Source organism: Sporolactobacillus sp. KGMB 08714 (assembly GCF_036598985.1).
Classification (GTDB): domain Bacteria; phylum Bacillota; class Bacilli; order Bacillales; family Sporolactobacillaceae; genus Sporolactobacillus.
Genome location: NZ_JAUUBW010000018.1, coordinates 12799 through 29724, shown reverse-complemented (window position 1 = coordinate 29724; position 16926 = coordinate 12799). Strand labels below are relative to the sequence as shown.

At 39.4% G+C, this 16926-nt stretch carries 23 protein-coding genes; 1 reads left to right on the top strand and 22 read right to left on the bottom strand.

All coding sequences use genetic code 11. The features are described 5' to 3' along the window. Positions 1–47: 47 nt before the first annotated feature. The 15 genes from Q6A92_RS09615 to Q6A92_RS09545 all read right to left on the bottom strand — a co-directional run bounded on the left by Q6A92_RS09615 (position 48) and on the right by Q6A92_RS09545 (position 10796). Complete coding sequence (locus Q6A92_RS09615) at positions 48–2432, bottom strand: MucBP domain-containing protein (protein ID WP_332237942.1); 2385 nt, start codon at positions 2430–2432, stop codon at positions 48–50. Between the two features lie 18 nt (positions 2433–2450). After that, positions 2451–3158 (bottom strand): hypothetical protein, encoded by a 708-nt coding sequence (locus tag Q6A92_RS09610; RefSeq protein ID WP_332237941.1) that lies wholly within the window; start codon positions 3156–3158, stop codon positions 2451–2453. A 610-nt stretch (positions 3159–3768) separates the two neighbouring features. Continuing rightward, positions 3769–4080, bottom strand: coding sequence for a hypothetical protein (locus Q6A92_RS09605; protein ID WP_332237939.1), 312 nt, complete (start codon positions 4078–4080; stop codon positions 3769–3771). A 326-nt stretch (positions 4081–4406) separates the two neighbouring features. After that, positions 4407–5333: a hypothetical protein gene (locus Q6A92_RS09600; protein WP_332237938.1), complete on the bottom strand. Its 927-nt coding sequence runs from the start codon at positions 5331–5333 to the stop codon at positions 4407–4409. A 32-nt stretch (positions 5334–5365) separates the two neighbouring features. Continuing rightward, positions 5366–5767 carry a HepT-like ribonuclease domain-containing protein gene (locus Q6A92_RS09595; RefSeq protein WP_332237937.1) on the bottom strand — a complete coding sequence of 134 codons (402 nt, stop codon included), beginning with the start codon at positions 5765–5767 and terminating at the stop codon, positions 5366–5368. Further along, entirely contained in the window at positions 5718–6059 is a 342-nt protein-coding gene (locus tag Q6A92_RS09590) for a nucleotidyltransferase family protein (RefSeq protein ID WP_332237936.1), read from the bottom strand. The genes Q6A92_RS09595 and Q6A92_RS09590 overlap by 50 nt, the downstream gene beginning before the upstream one ends. Before the next feature lie 46 nt (positions 6060–6105). Next, on the bottom strand, positions 6106–6531 hold the full coding sequence (locus Q6A92_RS09585; protein WP_332237934.1) for a hypothetical protein: 426 nt from the start codon (positions 6529–6531) through the stop codon (positions 6106–6108). A gap of 617 nt (positions 6532–7148) precedes the next feature. Further along, positions 7149–7556 (bottom strand): hypothetical protein, encoded by a 408-nt coding sequence (locus Q6A92_RS09580; protein ID WP_332237933.1) that lies wholly within the window; start codon positions 7554–7556, stop codon positions 7149–7151. A gap of 243 nt (positions 7557–7799) precedes the next feature. Next, complete coding sequence (locus Q6A92_RS09575) at positions 7800–8267, bottom strand: hypothetical protein (protein WP_332237931.1); 468 nt, start codon at positions 8265–8267, stop codon at positions 7800–7802. Positions 8268–8271: 4 nt separating this feature from the next. Beyond that, complete coding sequence (locus Q6A92_RS09570; protein ID WP_332237930.1) at positions 8272–8439, bottom strand: hypothetical protein; 168 nt, start codon at positions 8437–8439, stop codon at positions 8272–8274. Between the two features lie 124 nt (positions 8440–8563). Beyond that, positions 8564–8800, bottom strand: coding sequence for a hypothetical protein (locus tag Q6A92_RS09565; protein WP_332237929.1), 237 nt, complete (start codon positions 8798–8800; stop codon positions 8564–8566). A 152-nt stretch (positions 8801–8952) separates the two neighbouring features. Beyond that, a complete protein-coding gene (locus Q6A92_RS09560) occupies positions 8953–9189 on the bottom strand; it encodes a hypothetical protein (RefSeq protein WP_332237928.1) in 237 nt (78 codons plus the stop codon). A 461-nt stretch (positions 9190–9650) separates the two neighbouring features. Beyond that, positions 9651–9968: a hypothetical protein gene (locus tag Q6A92_RS09555; protein WP_332237927.1), complete on the bottom strand. Its 318-nt coding sequence runs from the start codon at positions 9966–9968 to the stop codon at positions 9651–9653. Positions 9969–10015: 47 nt separating this feature from the next. Continuing rightward, positions 10016–10288, bottom strand: coding sequence for a hypothetical protein (locus Q6A92_RS09550; RefSeq protein WP_332237926.1), 273 nt, complete (start codon positions 10286–10288; stop codon positions 10016–10018). A 61-nt stretch (positions 10289–10349) separates the two neighbouring features. Further along, a complete protein-coding gene (locus Q6A92_RS09545; RefSeq protein WP_332237925.1) occupies positions 10350–10796 on the bottom strand; it encodes a hypothetical protein in 447 nt (148 codons plus the stop codon). Between the two features lie 115 nt (positions 10797–10911). On the opposite strand from Q6A92_RS09545, the gene Q6A92_RS09540 reads away from it, so the two are divergent. Then, positions 10912–11583 carry an SOS response-associated peptidase gene (locus Q6A92_RS09540; protein ID WP_332237923.1) on the top strand — a complete coding sequence of 224 codons (672 nt, stop codon included), beginning with the start codon at positions 10912–10914 and terminating at the stop codon, positions 11581–11583. Positions 11584–11789: 206 nt separating this feature from the next. On the opposite strand, the gene Q6A92_RS09535 is transcribed toward Q6A92_RS09540, so the two are convergent. The 7 genes from Q6A92_RS09535 to Q6A92_RS09505 all read right to left on the bottom strand — a co-directional run bounded on the left by Q6A92_RS09535 (position 11790) and on the right by Q6A92_RS09505 (position 16860). After that, positions 11790–12002 carry a hypothetical protein gene (locus Q6A92_RS09535; protein ID WP_332237921.1) on the bottom strand — a complete coding sequence of 71 codons (213 nt, stop codon included), beginning with the start codon at positions 12000–12002 and terminating at the stop codon, positions 11790–11792. A 953-nt stretch (positions 12003–12955) separates the two neighbouring features. Continuing rightward, on the bottom strand, positions 12956–13417 hold the full coding sequence (locus Q6A92_RS09530; protein WP_332237920.1) for a hypothetical protein: 462 nt from the start codon (positions 13415–13417) through the stop codon (positions 12956–12958). A gap of 14 nt (positions 13418–13431) precedes the next feature. Continuing rightward, on the bottom strand, positions 13432–13827 hold the full coding sequence (locus Q6A92_RS09525; protein WP_332237919.1) for a hypothetical protein: 396 nt from the start codon (positions 13825–13827) through the stop codon (positions 13432–13434). Between the two features lie 285 nt (positions 13828–14112). After that, entirely contained in the window at positions 14113–14361 is a 249-nt protein-coding gene (locus tag Q6A92_RS09520; protein ID WP_332237918.1) for a hypothetical protein, read from the bottom strand. A gap of 14 nt (positions 14362–14375) precedes the next feature. Beyond that, entirely contained in the window at positions 14376–15638 is a 1263-nt protein-coding gene (locus Q6A92_RS09515) for a hypothetical protein (protein WP_332237917.1), read from the bottom strand. An 84-nt stretch (positions 15639–15722) separates the two neighbouring features. After that, positions 15723–16571: a hypothetical protein gene (locus Q6A92_RS09510; protein WP_332237915.1), complete on the bottom strand. Its 849-nt coding sequence runs from the start codon at positions 16569–16571 to the stop codon at positions 15723–15725. A 22-nt stretch (positions 16572–16593) separates the two neighbouring features. After that, positions 16594–16860, bottom strand: a complete 267-nt coding sequence (locus Q6A92_RS09505; RefSeq protein ID WP_332237913.1) for a hypothetical protein — start codon at positions 16858–16860, stop codon at positions 16594–16596. Between the last annotated feature and the right edge of the window lie 66 nt (positions 16861–16926).

Genomic DNA, 16926 nt, shown 5'->3' with positions numbered 1-16926 from the left:
AAAAAATCTGAGGATCTTTTACATCAGAAATAACGGAACATGTTTTTTCAAGAGTGCAATTTGAGCCAAGCAACGTCACTACTCGACCAGTTTTTGGGTATTCCATCTGGAAAAGGATTGTTGCTGTCAACAGGACTAATAATAATATTATCATCTTTAATGGTCGGCGATCCCATCCAGCCATACATATAAGCATAAATATTCAAAGCATCATACATCTTGATCGTTACTTGGTTGACACCCATGGAATTGGTACAATAATCAACTGGATAACTGTAAGGCAAGGTAACATGATTCTTAGGCCAGATGGGTGTGTAGAACTCATTATAACCATTAATCAAGCTCTGAGTAATACGTGAATCATGACTAGAAACTTCCTGATCCGTGAATAAATACCCCGTGTCCCTTTCAACGTTAATGTGAGGAAACTGGAAAGTATCTGCCCGGTAGTATATTCCACCAGCAGTAAAAGAACTTCGAGAAGCTGTCATCGGTACCTCAACGGAAGAACCATTGATTGGATAATTCAAATCCGAGTCCTGTAACTCTTTCGGAGCCTCAAAGGTCACGGCATTATCAGGAACTGAAACAGCCGTCTGATAATCAGTCCCCAACTCATTACTGTACCCCAAAGTTACCGTACTTTTTACTCCGTAGCCAGATTTCACTGCAGGTAATGAATTGGCATTATAATGAAACGTCTCATAAAAACTCTGCATTGGAGTAGTCGGTGTTATTTCCGTCATAACCACGCGTGAGAACGAAGAGCCATGTATCAGATTCGTTAAATTTAAGCCAACGGTTTCCTGTGAACTTGCATATCCGTCTGTGGTCAAACTATTCTCATTCGCGATCACATCAAAATCATGGCTGTCATAATTCTCCAACCTCACCGTATACGGCTGATGAGTGTCAACCTGAAGAATCCGGCTTGGAACCGAAAACTGCAGGTTCGTTGGTAAACCGAGTGCAGAGTATTGTTGCGTCGCGAGTTGCTGATTACCATGATACAATGAGATATTAATTTTGCTAGTCGCCATACCGTTTGTCTCATAAGGATAGATATTCGTTTTATCCAAATATACTTTAACCGGTAGCCCTTGAGCTGCCGGTGCTGTGTATATTTGAAGTTTATCGATTCCTATCTTTATCAGAGGCAATTGATAGTAATAATTGATGACCACATTTCCGGTTCCAATCGTTCCACTTTGTGCTGAACCTGTTTCCTTAACGTAATGATACGTGTAGCTCCCGTTCTTGAAATTCGTTGGGGATGTTTCAGAATACGCATCCCCCTGATGCTTTGTATAGCTTTTGGAAGGGGCAATAGCTTTTCCGGTTCTACTGTCCAAATAATTAACTGTTACTGTTCGTCGTAATTTATAATAGAGGGTAAAGGTTTCATCATTACTTGGGACAGTTCCTGTCACGTGATTGGTGCTCACCGGATCATATTGCATTCCATTTGAAATAAAATCATTTTTCGGACCGTAATTAAATTTTGACCCGATCAAAAGCAAATGTTTATCCGTTTCAAATGTTTGACCAGGCGCAAATTTATTCTTATGAATAATTGTAATTGTTTTCTGGCGTACAAAAAAATGGACAGTGAATCCGGCCTTAACTGTAGGATCGACATAAAGGGATGGCGTCTGTAGAACGGGTTGATAGGCGCTATCATTTGGCAAATACAAAATAGATGCTAATTGTTGTTCCCAAGCATTAACATTGCCAGTTTTATAATCAGCATTGTAGCTCAACAGTGCTGTGAAATAAAACGACTGTCCTCCCCATACTTTTATCGATCCACCTTTTTGTGCTGCACCTCCGATAACATGGATTGTAACCCCTGATGGAATATTCAAAGCCGCATAGCTTTTGTTTGACCCGTTTACTCTAATAATTGATGATTGCTGAACATTTCCCTGAATGCTAGAAGAAACATAACTGGTACTAAAAGTAATGTTATAACCAGGTTTATCTTGTTTCCTAGCATGTGTATAAAGGCTCTGAATGAAAGGATCAGTATTGGCGTATGATTGACTTGGGCTGGTCTTTCCCAATTTCCACAGATTCAACGCTACCCAGGTCTTTACGTAGTCCGTCTTTGCCCCTGATCCTCGATATCCTGCACCACCATAACCGTAATACAGCAATGATATAATACTTGAATTATTAAAATCTTGACCATTATTGTAACCAGTTCCTCCCGATGAAGCGGGCAAACTATTCATATCAAAACAATATACAAGTTTACTTCCATTCATAAGATACGCAGTAGTATGTGCGTATCCCGCTGAATCATACCAAGTTAAATCCCCTGCCGCATGAATAGTCGCTGCTTGAACCTCCTGTGGTGGTTGTAAAATAGGCAAAAAAAAGATGAGCATCAACATGCTCACCGCAAATACATTAATTATTCTTTTTTTCACGTATCCTTACCTCCAATTTTATTTGCCAGTGTTAACTTTATATCCATCATACGTAGTTCCATCAGGTGCTGTATAACTTCCAGTCTTCGTTACTTTGCCTGAATTAATTGCATTAAGCGCACTTTGCAAATTTCCCTGATTCGAACTGGTTGTTGGATCACTCGGATTGCTCGAATGCCGATTAGAAGAAGTAGGAGCTCTATAAGAAGATGACGCTGTATACGTCGATCTTGAAGTCACTGTTGAACCGCTGCTGCTTGAATAACTACTATGAACTGGTGCAGAATAAGTCGATTGGCTAGAAGAAGTGGAAGAACTGGTTGAATTGCTTTGCGCTGCTTGATTCTGCTCAACTGAAGGCTTGCTTGCGCTTGTGGTAGCAGAAGATGCAGCGGGTTGTTGAGCAGCCGTCGAATGATTGGTTATGGTTACCACAGCTGTTTTTGCTTTTTCAGAACCTGCTTTTGCTTTATCTTGATTACTATTTTGGGATTTTGCAACTTTTTTTGTCGCATGATCCTTGCTATGCTTCACCGCAGCGGTTACCTTCGCCAAATGCGATGGCTGAGAAGCAGCGTAAACCAACGTTGCTCCCCCACCGCCAACAATCAGCACAGCCACAGCAATTACAGAAGCAAGAACACGCCTGCGTTTTATGGTTTTAACAAGCGTCAATACTTTTGATCTCAGAGAACCCGACTTCGTTTGCTGATGTTGAGCACGCATAATTCTTCCCCCTATCTTTTATTTTTCCTATGTTTCACCTATTTTAAGAGACACGTGGATCAAATAATATAAAACTATGTGTTAATTAAAGTATAACGTTATGTAAGTCTCAACGAAATTTCAGAAATTAGAGCATTTATTAATGAATGGAGCTGTTCTCTTGTACAAAAGAAAAGAAACGTAAAAAAGAGGAATAACACTTATGTTAAGCCACAATGACAAACACATTGGGAACATAAAAACCACGTTGTCGTTCAGCAAGACGCGAATTCATCGGAAACGCCTCTGCATTGAAAACTGTTAGAAGTCCGACGACTTATTGTCCCCAGTTTTCTCGGGTTTCAGCCCAGCTGTTCACCCGCAACTCTTTTTCAGGCCCGCTATACTAACCAGAAGCTTGATTGTATCCTGAAAATGCTGTCGCTAACCCGCACCTGCTGAAAGCTTAAACCTCGGTCCAGGGGAGTGGTATCACCCGAGCGGCATATGCGACAGGTAAAGATTTTTGTCCGCTCGGAGGGAGGACATCCCTACTATGAAGTTACCGGCGGCTAAGTTCGCCAGTTATTGTATCGCCCCCTTCAATTTTCAAATTAATTATAGCACCTGATCATTTGATTGCAATTCTCTTTTTGTATGCTTGATGGTTAGGCGCTGGGTACAATGCTTCCGTACAGAAAAGTTTGCTCATTGGATGCGTTCGCCGGCCAATAATCACGCTATTGGCATCGTAAACTGTCCGGATTTGCCAATAAATAGCATGCAGTTTGTACGGCTGGCTGTATCGTTCATTGACTGCCTCATCATGAAAAACAAACAAGGTCGATCCATCGAAAAGCCGCAGTCTGACGCCATATTTTTCAATTTCATTCAAGGACATAACCCGACTAATTTGCCTGTGCATTGCAGATTTTTTACTCATAATCGACACTCCTTTCGTGATAAAAACAATAAGCTGCCGGGAGTCAGACTGATGGACTCCAAATAACTTATGCAGTTAAAGCACCGCCAAGCATGTCTCTAAAATAGCATTTTTTTTTAAGATTAACAGTTTACCTGGCAACCAGTTCCAAGGACTTTTAATTTTTTTGGGGTGAAAATAAAAAATATCTAATAAAAAAATCCCATCAATATAGGATTTTCTCTTTTCTTGCCCCTCTTCTGGGGGAAGCAAAACAACTGTCGCAAAGTAAGCGTTTACATTTATAGATAAGTAGAGTGGATATATTTTTTCTCTACACGTACTATTTACGTCTTAACGAAGAATATATCATCAGTTCCGTAATCCGTAAAAACCACCTGGCCGGAATCCCTTTGTTCCAACAGAAAAAGAATAAGTTCACTGTACAGTCGAGGTCTACCAGAGCTCGAAAAATAACCGTAATGTCTTGTACATAGCTGATCAATCTCAAAAGCAAGATCCAGGGCACTGGATTCCTGACCACGTTGTATCTCGTCAAACAAACGATACAATGTTTCAGCAGCCTCAAAGTCAGATCCAAATATCGAACGGGGTAGCATAGGCATTTCTTTCTGCTCAGGTGAAGGAGATAAGGCTTGTCCCCTTTCAACTGGCACTGAATGGTCTGTAGTTAGGTTTGGCTCAGTAATGCGTGAGCTCCGCTTAAAATAATAATTTCGTTCATATTCTGCGAACAATTCTTTTAATAGCTTTCTTTGTTGAGTATTTAGTGGCAAGTTTGCGGCATTAAATTTCTGAATGTCTTCCGGTATTTCCATTCCGCCATGTTCAAGCGTGTGAATTAAGTGTTTTTGATTCTTAAGAGCCGATTGATAAAGTTCTTCATCCCCGAACCTCTCTGACTGCCGACGAGCGTTTCGAACGGTGCGAGTTAATAAATCAGATTGTTCTCCAGACAACCCTAATAAACGATGACCAAAACATGTTTCTCCTAAGTAGAGCTTGCCATGCTGACGATTAATTTCGGCCTTTTCTTCTGGCATGAGAATACACTTACAGCTATCCATCGGCCCAACATAAGCAAGCGTATAGCGATATCGGAGCACCTTCCCACAATGACAGACAAACTGCCGAGTCTTTTTCCATTCTGATCCTGCATCCTCTACGCAGACAAATTTCCAGTTGACATCAAGTGTATTCCTGAATATTTCCGAATATTGCAAATAATTTTGAAAGATTTGATCAACTTGCATCATATCACCTCACGATTTAAGGCCAGCACGTTTTACGGTTCAGGCCCTTTTTCAACATCTTCACTTTCGTCGTCGTTTAATGACTCAACATCTTTTTTTTCTTCCTGCAAAATATGATTGATGTTTTTCTGAAATTCTGGAAGATCGTGCCCAATGGTTTCCCATAAGACATTAAAGTCAATATTCTCATAATCATGAACGATGCGGTTGCGCATACCCCTTAACCCTTTCCAAGGCATATCCGTATGTTCTTCCTGAACTTCAGTGCTTAATCGTTTGGCCAACTCGCCCATTTGAAGAACTGTAAAGGCACACGAAGCCAAAGTTTTTTTGTCATCTAAAAATTGAGTGTAAGAGTAGCCATTCACAAATGATTTGACATCACTAATGTAATTGCTCAGTTTCTGCAAAACGATGCGATCCTTGTTTTTCATAAAGGACAATCCCTTCTCTCTCCACAGAATTTAAGAAATCACGATTATTTTTAATGTCGACAATCTCGAACAAATCAATTTCTTTTTTAAGGGCTTCCGTTATATCTTCAAGAAGGCCGTAAAAATTTATATTGACTAGATGGCCATGGCTGTCGATGACCAGATCTACGTCACTTTGCTCGGTCTCTTCACCTCTGGCATACGAACCGAAAAGCACTGCCCGATAAACTGGCTCGCGCTCAAAAATGGGACGCAATTTTTCCTTGATTTCTTCAATGTGTTGCGTTTGCATGTCCTGTTTCCTCCCTCCATGTTCAATATTAAATAAAATTAGGTTCCTACATCTGTAGTCCTTTCAATTGATGTTGCAGTCGATCCATTGCCTGCTCATCTGAGGATCCATCATTTTGGGAACCGGAGAATTTTTTCTGACTCTTATCATGATGCACGGATTCAAGAACGGGTTCCACTCGCTCATCAAAAGAATTGTCCCCAAAATCAGAGAGACCGTTCTGCCGGATAAAAGCAATTAGCCTCTTTTCGCGCTGTGTCAGATGAAGATCATCTGATTGCTTATCATTGTACACGGTCAATCCCTTTTTAATCAAATCAATAATAAGTTGAGTGCGGCTACGTTCAGACGCTACCATCAAATCATTGAACTCTGTAATCCAATCCTCCGTTTCGTCCAGGGTTCGGTTAGGTGTAAACGTTATTCCCTTCCCCGGCTCGATACCACCTTTCAATTTATTTTTTCGACTCATCATCTCATCATCCTTTGTCGCTAAAAAATTAATTTATAATTTATATTATACACGATAATTCAAATTATAAATTAATCCAAATTATTTTTATCACACCTTCTGTATTTTAAATAGCATGAAATCAATCTATCTTTGACTTATTTGATGGTTTAATTCATAATTTAATTTAATCATTTTTTGTTCCAAAAGTATAACTGGAATAAAATGCTCAATAGTTCTTTCTTATTTGTATTGTATTAGCTGTCTACCGTGAAGCATAGTTACTTTTCACTGTTCAACGTTTCGTGAATTTTCGTAACATAATATTTCACCCCATCTGAAATCAAATGATCTCTTCGCCTGAGTGTGGGAAACCTGGAAATCCCAGTCTAAGTCATTAACAATCACTACAAACGCAGGCAAGTGAAATTATGGTTGCAATTCACAATCTCATGCATTATCTCTTCATTGCGAGGACGAACAAAAATAGATTAAATCAGAACCCTGCTGCAGTGAGCAGCTATCACTCCTGAAGCGCTGCGAATCGACAAAAATGGAAGCTTATGAAGTATCAAAGGATTTCAATTGGCTGAAAAATAATGCGCCATACTTGGTAGAAACACTAAATAAGTGATTTTTTACTCATCACTACGAAAATCATTGTAAAGTGCCTTAATGATCATGGCGTAAAAATATCTTTTGTTTATTTTGAGAACTGAAGTTTCTCCGTTTCTTATCTGCGTGATATCGACTACATAGTCATTCACTATTCTCAAATTTACGCTTTCTTTCCCATCATCAAAGATTGTTCTCTGTCTGTTTTCGTCATCCATCATATGGGGTAATTTATCAAACTGGGTCATTGCAAACCACCATTTATTTAATAAGATCATTTGATCATGAGTAAGTGCGATTTGTACATGAGACCTTACGATTTTTTCGCCTTTTTTCGTAAAAAAATATTCTTGTTCAACAACAAATCTGTGATCTTGAAAATAGGCTATTATTTTTTGATTTTTACTGTCCTTTATTACATATTGTTCCATAGCCAGGGTTATCCTCTCGTAGATGAGTCATTCTAATATTTACAGCCTTTTTTATTTGCATTTATATTGGTTCCTTAATCTCTCAACAGAATCGATAATTTTGCTTCTCACTTTTTCCTAAATCGTTTTGGTAACCAAAGAACGAATCATTGGAAAGACTATTCTAAAGTCTTTTGAACATACGAATTTCTTCCTTAATATGTTACATTAGCCGTCTACTTTGTATTGCCTTCAGGCATATGTTCACTCGTCTACATACACTCCGTCTTGAGAAAGAAAATCACGAAGCTTATAGTATTGTTCGAAAAGATCGACGTAGCATTCAACAATGTCTGCAAGATTTTTCTTCTTCTGACGGAGTAGCCAGTTTTTCTTAGTTTCAGTTCGAGTTAGTTTGTCTATGCGTTCCAGGCATTCGTGTCTGTAGGGTATTGCCATCACACCATCTCGTCTAATATCGCGCTCTTGGTACTTGATTTCGGTTAATTGTCTTTCCAATTGTTTGATATACGCTTTGTCTGGAAGAGGTTTGTCGTTTGTGTTTACGTGCTCTGCAAACGAGCATGAATCTGCAACTTGATGGATGCCGAAAGAAAGGAGTGGAGTCTGTTCTTCTTTCCATCCGTAATCTCCTCCAATTTCACACTTACTTCCTTTTTCAAAGACATTTAAGTAAATTAGTTCTTCATGTTCTTCATGTTTTTCATTCATCTATTCAATTCCCTCTTTCAGGCTGGTCATATAAGATAAAATAATCAAAGAAATCTTCATCGGCCCACATTTTCTTTTCAAGCTCGTCTGTATTCTCTCCACTCAATGAAAGTAGCGATATAAATTCCTTTTTTGCGGCCACAATAGCAGCAGCGCGCTCACTCGCTGACAACGTTGGAGCTTCAGCCGATAAATCTGATTTTAAAAATTCTATATTCCAGATAGCTGAATATTTTCTGCTTCAGTCAAACCCATCATTCATTCCTCCTTTTTTCACATGAACTATCAACTGTGACTCACCTGAACCAACCTTTTTGTATCATATATGAAACCTTTTTCAAAGCAAATGATTTATTTTCGTTTAACCAATTATTAATTTTTGATAAATCATCACTTTTTGTTAAAACTTGGATTTCTTTTGAATCCACATACTTAACGAGTTCCGGGTATTTATAATTGAAAGTTGTCACTACCATGCGATATTTTTTAACATCGGAGCGTTTATGCTCTCTGGCTTCTAGACCGTCCATCACTTCGTCAAAAGAATCTTCTCAAAGTCAACGTGAGTGTTTCCATAACTAAATTTGGTAATTTCAACCTTCACGTACTTGATGTTACCTAGTTTAAAATCGTTATCTTTTTCCATGAACGTCCTCCTTTAGAAATCACGTCTTTTCCTTATTTGTCAATGCTTTTCCGATGGATTAGCTGCGATCTTTATAAAGTGAGTATGCTGCTCTTTTGACATGCCCGCATTTGAACAAAGGAATGTGCCGGACGACAGTATATCATAAATAGCTTGCGCGTCTTTTCCAATGACTTCTGATGGTTGGAGTGTTGATTGACCGGCGCGAGTGTAGCCTAGAACGATCTGTTTGGATTTATTAGAGCCTATTTCTATTTGATTTACTGTGTGCTTCATTTTTTATGCCTCCTGAATTACCCGTTTAATTGACCTTTGGCAAGGGTAATAATGGTATGTTTTCTGAGATACAATATGGATTTATTATGTCTGTCATCTTTTGCACGGTAAGTGTGTATCGGAAGTTCTTTTCGTTAAACAACGATGCTGCTTTATTCGGTTTCGGTGTGCTTACCGTACGTGGGCCGATTGTGTTTTCGTTAAACAAATACGCTGCTTTATCCTTCATAATCGCACTTTTTTGTTGCGACGTTTGAAGACGTATGGAACGCCCTTTCTTTCGCCATCTATACGAGAGATACATTACATTTTAAACGCTCTTTCATGGACAATTCATCAGGCATTTGCAAACTCAAAGTCGTTTTTGGGGGGCTTCTACGTTTTGAACTCTCAATCCATTTTCTTACTGGAAATTGATACATGTACCGTATCTTCCTTTCAAATTAGTGTCATATTGCAAATTAACTAACTTTAAAAACCATCATCACATTGTGAAACTGTGGAACGTCGATGATGGATCTGAAGAAATCACCTTTTCCAGTGATAAATCCGTAAGGAACTTTGCAAGGTGCATCGCCAAATTCGCGCCAAGCTGCTTCAGCTGAGTACTGGCCAAAATGTTCTATCCACGGTTTCTTTACTTTTTCGGAAAGTTCTTTCCATGTTTTGTAAAGGCTACCCGTATCGTCAATGTCGTAAATACGCTGCCAACCCGGATGTTTATCACACCAAGTTAATGCTTTATCCGCTGCTTCTTCTATCGTGTATGTTTCTGTCAAACTAATCGACTCCTTCCTTCGCCTTTGCTGTCAACTATTTGAAGTCATCATTTTTCAACATATAATAGATCCTTATAGCTTTTCTTTACCCCTATCCCTTTAGCATGCAGATTAAAGTACCTTGCAACGACTAATTCAACATCTGCCTTTTGAATTGAATTAAGGTTGTCGTAATAAGCAATGCAACGATCTGGTTCTCTTGAATTGCGTTCAGAAAAAAGCATTTGCCAAGTCTCTAAGGCTGTATGATGTGCATGTACTATCATCCATTCAATGATTTCTGTTTGCTTGTCATTAAGAACTAATTTTTGTTTGAACATTCCTATTACCCCTTTATAAGAGAATGAGAGACGTTACTAGTACAGAGCGATTTATGATCGTCTAAAAGAAATTTCTATGTTCGTTTACCGGTGTCCCAATCATGGAATATTCAATTTTTTTACCATCAAGCTCAGAAAACCGTCTAAGCTTAATACCCCCATGTTTATATACATATTTCCAGTAGGTATACCAGTAGTGTAAAAATCCCAATTTTATAGCCTGATATTCCTTTTCAAAAGCATCAATTCGTGCGTTTTTTTTATTCATACCAAAACAGGCAAGGCGTTCAGCAAACAACCAAGCTTTCACTTCATATGATGTCGGTGCCTTCTTTTTAGAATTATCATTGTGGTTTTCTGGTATCCATTTAATAAATCTGATGATAGTGAACATTTCCCCTGTGATTTCACCCGTTTTACTATTTATTTTTTGAGAAAAAATATGGGGCTCTTTCTTAGTTTCAAGGTTATACTTAACATGCTGCATCACTGCGTCGTCAAGTGTCACTGTTCTCTCTTTTCCATTTTCATCCTCAAATAATGCTGTTGCTTGTCCCTTTTAGTCAATTTTGATTATCTCCGTTCCGTTCTGCTACAATTAAGCAAAAGCGGAGGTGTTATTTATGTGTGGCCGTTTTACAATCATAGCGACATATGATCTTATCGTATATCGATTCAACATTAAGAAAAGTTCTTTACAATTTGAGTATCATCAAAGCTTTAATGTCGCTCCTGGTCAGCAGATTCTCACTGTGATTAATGACGGGAAAGAAAACCGTGCTGGCTTCTTAAAATGGGGCCTCATTCCGTCATGGGCTAAAGACCCAAAGATCGGCTACAGGATGATCAACGCACGAGCCGAGTCCGTTGCTACAAAGCCGAGTTTCCGCACGGCCTTTAAAAAGCATCGATGCCTAATCGTCGCTGACAGCTTCTATGAATGGACGCATGACAATTTGAAGAATAAACGACCATTTCGTTTCAAGCTGAAAAATGATGACCTTTTTGCCATGGCCGGTTTATGGGAGTCATGGAAATCACCTGAAGGCCAGATTATCCATTCCTGTACGATCATCACAACTGAAGCTAATGAGATCATGATTCCAGTTCACAATCGCATGCCAGTAATTCTTCGTCGTGAAGACGAACAAAAATGGATTAATCCAGGCTCTGCCAGCAGTGAGCAGTTGTCGCTATTGAAACCTTACGATTCGAATGAAATGGAGGCTTATGAAGTATCTAAAGATGTAAACTTGCCAAAAAATAACGATCCACACTTGATTCAAAAAATTTGAATTCAATTTTTTAATGAATACTTGATTAAATTTAATACTTTGTCTACTCATCAAAAGCCCTGATAAATAATGGATTCTCCCACAGCTATCTTATCTCCCGATCCTTCTAATTCCTATATGGAGCATCGTCTTTTTCCTATTCAAACGGGAAAACGAGCGTTCTAGCGCAACCAAGAAATATAATCACAAATATCACTCAGCGCTCTCTAAACCACGTTAAATTGACATTCAGAGTCTTCAACTATTCTCCCATCTTCAAGGTGGATGAGCGTTAGATATGGTTCGTCTAAATCGTCTCTAACTACAGTCCCGAAAAGCACCCTATCCGTCTCATAATGGAAACAAACCTTCACTCTTTTATTTAAAAATGGCCCTTGCTCAGGAAATTTTTCATAATCTATATTCTGATGAACGCCCATTCTCTTGACCCCCTCACGATTACTTTTGAAAAATACTTTGTTGATTTACCATTTATTTTGTAAACAATGCCTTCAATTTCTGACCAATAGCTTTTATTTTGTTAGAAATAGACACATCTAATCCCTCCTAAAGCCACCACAACAAACAAGATTCTCTGCCAAAGCTCCTTCAGTCTTACAAAACCTTTTATTTTCTTTTTTAAAGAAATTATTACATTCCTCACATTTATTTGTTGGTGCATCCGGACCTTCGCCAAAAATTCTCGCGCACTTTACTATCAGGGAATAGAAACATACATGCATTGCCAGTCACTTCACAATGACTACTAACGAATGCAGAACAACCCATTTTTTTCGCTCCTTTGCTTTGTATGTCCATAAAGTAGTGACGTACTGAGCGTCCATCACTGATTATCAGGCTTAGGTAACAATAAAGGCATGTTTTGAGGAAAATAGTAAGGCAATAAATCGTTCATTCTCTGCACCGCGAGCTCTGTTCTTAGAGGCAACTGCATTTCAGCCTGCAGCAATGTTTCCTCTTCAGAGACGTATGAAGGCCCTGCATCTGTTTCTATAAGATGATATCCCAGAAATTTTATAATTCCTTTGTACTCCTCGTCGTACCCTCTTGGGTAATACTGAACGGTCCGTGACTCAAAGATCATTTTCATATAACTTTTGATTTCAATACGCTCTGAAGCATCACTTTCTTTTTGATAGAATAAAGACACTTTAATTTATTAAGCATGACTTCATCAAATGACCAATAAATTTAGTTCACGTCCCTGGTTAGAAAAGATTAGATTTGAGAAATTACCTTATATTAAGAGGGTCTTTCTCAATCACAAAGGTTATTCTTCCGTCGCTCATTTTTACTTCCTGCAGAGGGGAAGTCACAATTTTATTTTCGTAATAAACGTCCTTTGGTCTTGTTCCAAATAGATTGCCGTTTCTTATTCATTTCTCCCACGCTTGTTGAGTACTTGATGACGTTTGCGATAATCTTGTTCCAACTCATTCGTCACGTTATTCTTAAAATCATAGATTTCTTTATTCAGTCTAAAAATCTCCTCCTCACGATGATCAAGTAAGGAAAGTAAATGCTGTGCATCTCCGGCTGTTCCTTCTCCTGCAAGAACTCTTTCACGCTCAGCTTTTTCTACCCTCGGTTCCCGGATGATAAGCCCCTTTTCAAGATCATAGTCATCAGCATATCCACCATTGAAAGCAAGTGCTAGGATGCAGAACGTTTCATTGTCACCGGCATTAAAGATCTCTTGATTGGACACGCCGACCGCGTTCAGCTTTTTCCGATTTTCCTCATTGTTGGCAACAAGAATATAAGCATCCTCTCCTCCATTGCGCTCAAGTACCTCTAAACTGTTCAGTACGTCTATTACGTCTTGCTTGCCCATGCTTAGTCCTCCATTTAATCATTTTTCGATTTATCGAAGATTCGTTCTAAACTTTCATATTCATCAGGTGTCAGCTGCTGCGATTTCATGCACTCTTCATATGAATAGCCTCTTTCCATGGCACATGCACTGCAAATAGTATGTTCCACATCCACCCACCAGCAAGGGCCGTAGTCAGTCATGCAAGCATGGGTATCAGTGCAACCACAATATTTGCAGACACCACTTTCAGAATTAGTAAGTAAGAACGTTTCATCAAGGATATATTTTTCTCCTGGGTGAAAATGAAACATAACTTTATTTAGCCTTATTTCATCATTGGGTGTTAGACTATTTGGATAGGCAATAGGGTGAGTAGAGTAACGCCTTACAGCATCACTCCACTTTCTTGCCGGGAAAACGTAGGACATTCCTTTTGACTCCTTTTGTTTTCATTACTTTTTTGTGCTTATCAATTCTTTTACCAGTGTGACACTTTCCTCTTACAATCTTTTCTCCTTGATGATTTGCCACCCATCTCGTAACCGTGCCTTCAAATCATACTTTTGAAGTGGCTCATACAAGTGAACCTTTTCTCTGCCCTCTATTCGAAACAAAAGAATCCATTTTCGCTGACTCATGTAGTCACCTCAAATTTTAGGAAAAATTCAAGTTCTTGCTATGTTGCACAAATGGCACCATCAATGATTAGTGCTTCAATTAATCTCATCAGGATTGAAGACTCCAGTTTCTTTTTTCTTTGTAAGATCGATGACATAAATTTTTTGAATAAAGTCAATAACTTTTTCTAAAGAAATTCCTTTTGAATAACACTGAAAACCTAATTCTAAGGTCTGAGCCGTTGCTTCGCTCAAGTTTAATTGGTTTTTCGAATCCACACGACTCTTCCCCGCTTTTTCTCTCAAATGCAGATATTGTTCAAAGTAGAATTTTGTTTCAACCAATATTATCACTCCCTTTATTTTTGCAATGAGCCAACCAGTGCAATAAGATAGGAGCGCGCAGTAATAAAAGCAGCGTCACGAATGATCTCTGGAGAAGGCAGTGTATACTCCGCCATGTCTCGAAAGTAATAGTAGCCGAACAGGACGCCACCCCCGACAAGTCCGAAGCGCTCAGCATCTTTGGCCTTCACATACCAAAAATGATCCAGTTCTTCTTTTACTCGATGGGCATAATTATTCATGCTTTCCAATACCAATGCCGTGATATTGACATCTTTCACACGCGCCCAACTGGCCGTAAAGAGAACATTTTTTTCATTCTCTTCCTTTCCTTCCCCCTGCAACAGTCGTTCGACGCCAGGAGCGATCACCGAATCCACAAATTCCTCGCGATTGCGATAAAGAGAAGCATCTGCTTCACCGAGTGCTTTACGAATCGGTGCAAAATTGTCAAGGGCTACTATATTTTTCATCAACTGATCGATGAAAGCATTGGTTCCGAGTGAACCCTCAGCCTTTAAAATGGCGTTTGTGCTGATGTTTTTATCAATCTTGCCGTTTCGATAGTAGGCCTTATCTGCTGTACCAGCTCCCAGATCAGCTAGTGCATAGGTCGATTGGATACCGAACTCTTCAGCCAAAGGCGTAGTCAGTAGTTTGCCCTGCTGAATGTCATAGCCCAGTCCAAGCACACTATTCACACCTTCCACACGCATGGTTCCGGCATAAATGTCTAGCAGTACGCTGCCTCCGCTGAATGGACCATCGATAAAAATCACCCTGTGCTTGCCGAACAACTTGTCCAGCGCTGATTGTCCAACCTCTTGATACTCGCCAATCGGAATTCCACCCGAATAATTGATTCGCACAGAACTTTTCCCTAATCGAAGGGCTGCAACCGCTAAAGACGTGAGATCCGTAACAGTCATCAACTCACTGCCTGACTTGAGGGCACCGTCTTCAGGCTGCACCATCCCTTCGCGATCCATCGCATACCGACCCACATAGTAATAGTTTCTACGATGATTCGCTGGCAGCGCATCACTGATAATCTGTACATGCAGGACGTCTTCACCCCTTAGCTGTTGTCCTCCTGTCAATTCCGAGTTTGAAAGCTCGGCGGCCGCCGTTGCCGGAGCCGGTGCCATGACTGTCGGAATGGCAAAACTTTCGATATTTCCTTCTTGGTTTAAATAGCTCACTTTTGTGGACGTGTTTCCAGGATCGACACCGGCAAACAATTCATCTTCTTTAAGTAAATCCAGTATTTTTGTCATCTTATTAGCCTCCAATTTTTTTAAATTAATTTATAAATTAATTCATAATTAAAGTATAGATCATCCAATAAATTAATTCAATAATTAATTTATCCTTCTATTCCTATCTCTTGCCCAAATTATTCCCGTTTCAATGCTATAAAAAATGAAGAACAAAGTGACTAACGAAGGAAAATCATGGGCTGAAAAATCTAGCTGCCCAATCACCGGGACGCCTGTCTGAACGAAAGTCCATAGGATGCCGGTCGTAAAGAAGGCTTTCAAAAAAGCAAGACAAAGTTGCCATATGAGTCGTATAGGAAAAAGAAGGTAATTAAACATTAACTTTCCGTAAGTGCTCAGACACTCGCCTCTCTCATATTCATACATGGCCATGACCAGACTCACTCCTACGTATGCTGACCCAAAATCCTCAACGATCGAGTATTTGTCCGGTACAGTTAATAAACGCTGTGCACTTTTTTTATCTTGAATAATATTTTCTTCTTTCAATATTTGAAGAGCAGCGCGCCATGCCTGACGTTCATGAAACCAGAGGAACACCGCATTCTTACTTTTCAGGACTTTTTCTTTCCATGTTCCTTTACAGTTTCGTCGTATCTCGAAATGACCGAGTTCATGGGCCAGGTCAAAAGTCTGGATCAGAACATTGTCATCTGTAAATTGGGGAAGGACGATTTCATTAATCTCTTGTTCTACTACCAGCCCATGTTCATACTGGTATAGAGGAAAAGGATACATTAACGAATTTTTGAAGGACTTTCTTATTTGAAGGCCCTCGCTCTTTATCCGTTCCAGAATCTTATCCTTTGAATTTTCAGCAAACGCTTGGAGTTTCGGGTCGCTTACGACCAAGCGGTTATACATTTCCCGATTAAACATTTCTTTAAAATAAATGGGATCTTCGTAATCGGGCCATCGCTTACTTTCCATTTTTACGTTCTCCCCCTTCCCATTATCCCCTCGCACCTTTGTCAACGTCCCCGGTCAGTTCTTTAACAGAATGTTTTTCGCCTGAAACTAAAAGTGACCGGGCTGTCAAAGTAAACGCCATAACCAGCAGACCATAAAAGAGAAATACAAGAACTAGAACAAATTCCGCGAACAAAGCAGATTTTTGAAAGTTGATGAGTTTGGCAAAACTGACCAGTGACCAGGAGGTCACACACACTGCTCCAAGCATAAAACTTGATAATGCAGCAACTTTTTTACGATTTTTCAAACAGACACAGCTCCTTGAATAAATTTTTTTCATTTTCTGATTCAATGAGTCGCTCACTCGTTGCAT

Coding starts and splice junctions, on each gene's coding strand:
- Q6A92_RS09590 (WP_332237936.1), bottom strand. CDS start 6,059: ATGCAAACGCAACACATTGAAGAAATCAAGGAAAAATTGCGTCCCATT.
- Q6A92_RS09515 (WP_332237917.1), bottom strand. CDS start 15,638: ATGACAAAAATACTGGATTTACTTAAAGAAGATGAATTGTTTGCCGGT.
- Q6A92_RS09525 (WP_332237919.1), bottom strand. CDS start 13,827: ATGTCCTACGTTTTCCCGGCAAGAAAGTGGAGTGATGCTGTAAGGCGT.
- Q6A92_RS09610 (WP_332237941.1), bottom strand. CDS start 3,158: ATGCGTGCTCAACATCAGCAAACGAAGTCGGGTTCTCTGAGATCAAAA.
- Q6A92_RS09605 (WP_332237939.1), bottom strand. CDS start 4,080: ATGAGTAAAAAATCTGCAATGCACAGGCAAATTAGTCGGGTTATGTCC.
- Q6A92_RS09560 (WP_332237928.1), bottom strand. CDS start 9,189: ATGAAGCACACAGTAAATCAAATAGAAATAGGCTCTAATAAATCCAAA.
- Q6A92_RS09540 (WP_332237923.1), top strand. CDS start 10,912: ATGTGTGGCCGTTTTACAATCATAGCGACATATGATCTTATCGTATAT.
- Q6A92_RS09510 (WP_332237915.1), bottom strand. CDS start 16,571: ATGGAAAGTAAGCGATGGCCCGATTACGAAGATCCCATTTATTTTAAA.
- Q6A92_RS09530 (WP_332237920.1), bottom strand. CDS start 13,417: ATGGGCAAGCAAGACGTAATAGACGTACTGAACAGTTTAGAGGTACTT.
- Q6A92_RS09535 (WP_332237921.1), bottom strand. CDS start 12,002: ATGGGCGTTCATCAGAATATAGATTATGAAAAATTTCCTGAGCAAGGG.
- Q6A92_RS09585 (WP_332237934.1), bottom strand. CDS start 6,531: ATGAGTCGAAAAAATAAATTGAAAGGTGGTATCGAGCCGGGGAAGGGA.
- Q6A92_RS09550 (WP_332237926.1), bottom strand. CDS start 10,288: ATGTTCAAACAAAAATTAGTTCTTAATGACAAGCAAACAGAAATCATT.
- Q6A92_RS09575 (WP_332237931.1), bottom strand. CDS start 8,267: ATGAATGAAAAACATGAAGAACATGAAGAACTAATTTACTTAAATGTC.
- Q6A92_RS09580 (WP_332237933.1), bottom strand. CDS start 7,556: ATGGAACAATATGTAATAAAGGACAGTAAAAATCAAAAAATAATAGCC.
- Q6A92_RS09600 (WP_332237938.1), bottom strand. CDS start 5,333: ATGCAAGTTGATCAAATCTTTCAAAATTATTTGCAATATTCGGAAATA.
- Q6A92_RS09595 (WP_332237937.1), bottom strand. CDS start 5,767: ATGAAAAACAAGGATCGCATCGTTTTGCAGAAACTGAGCAATTACATT.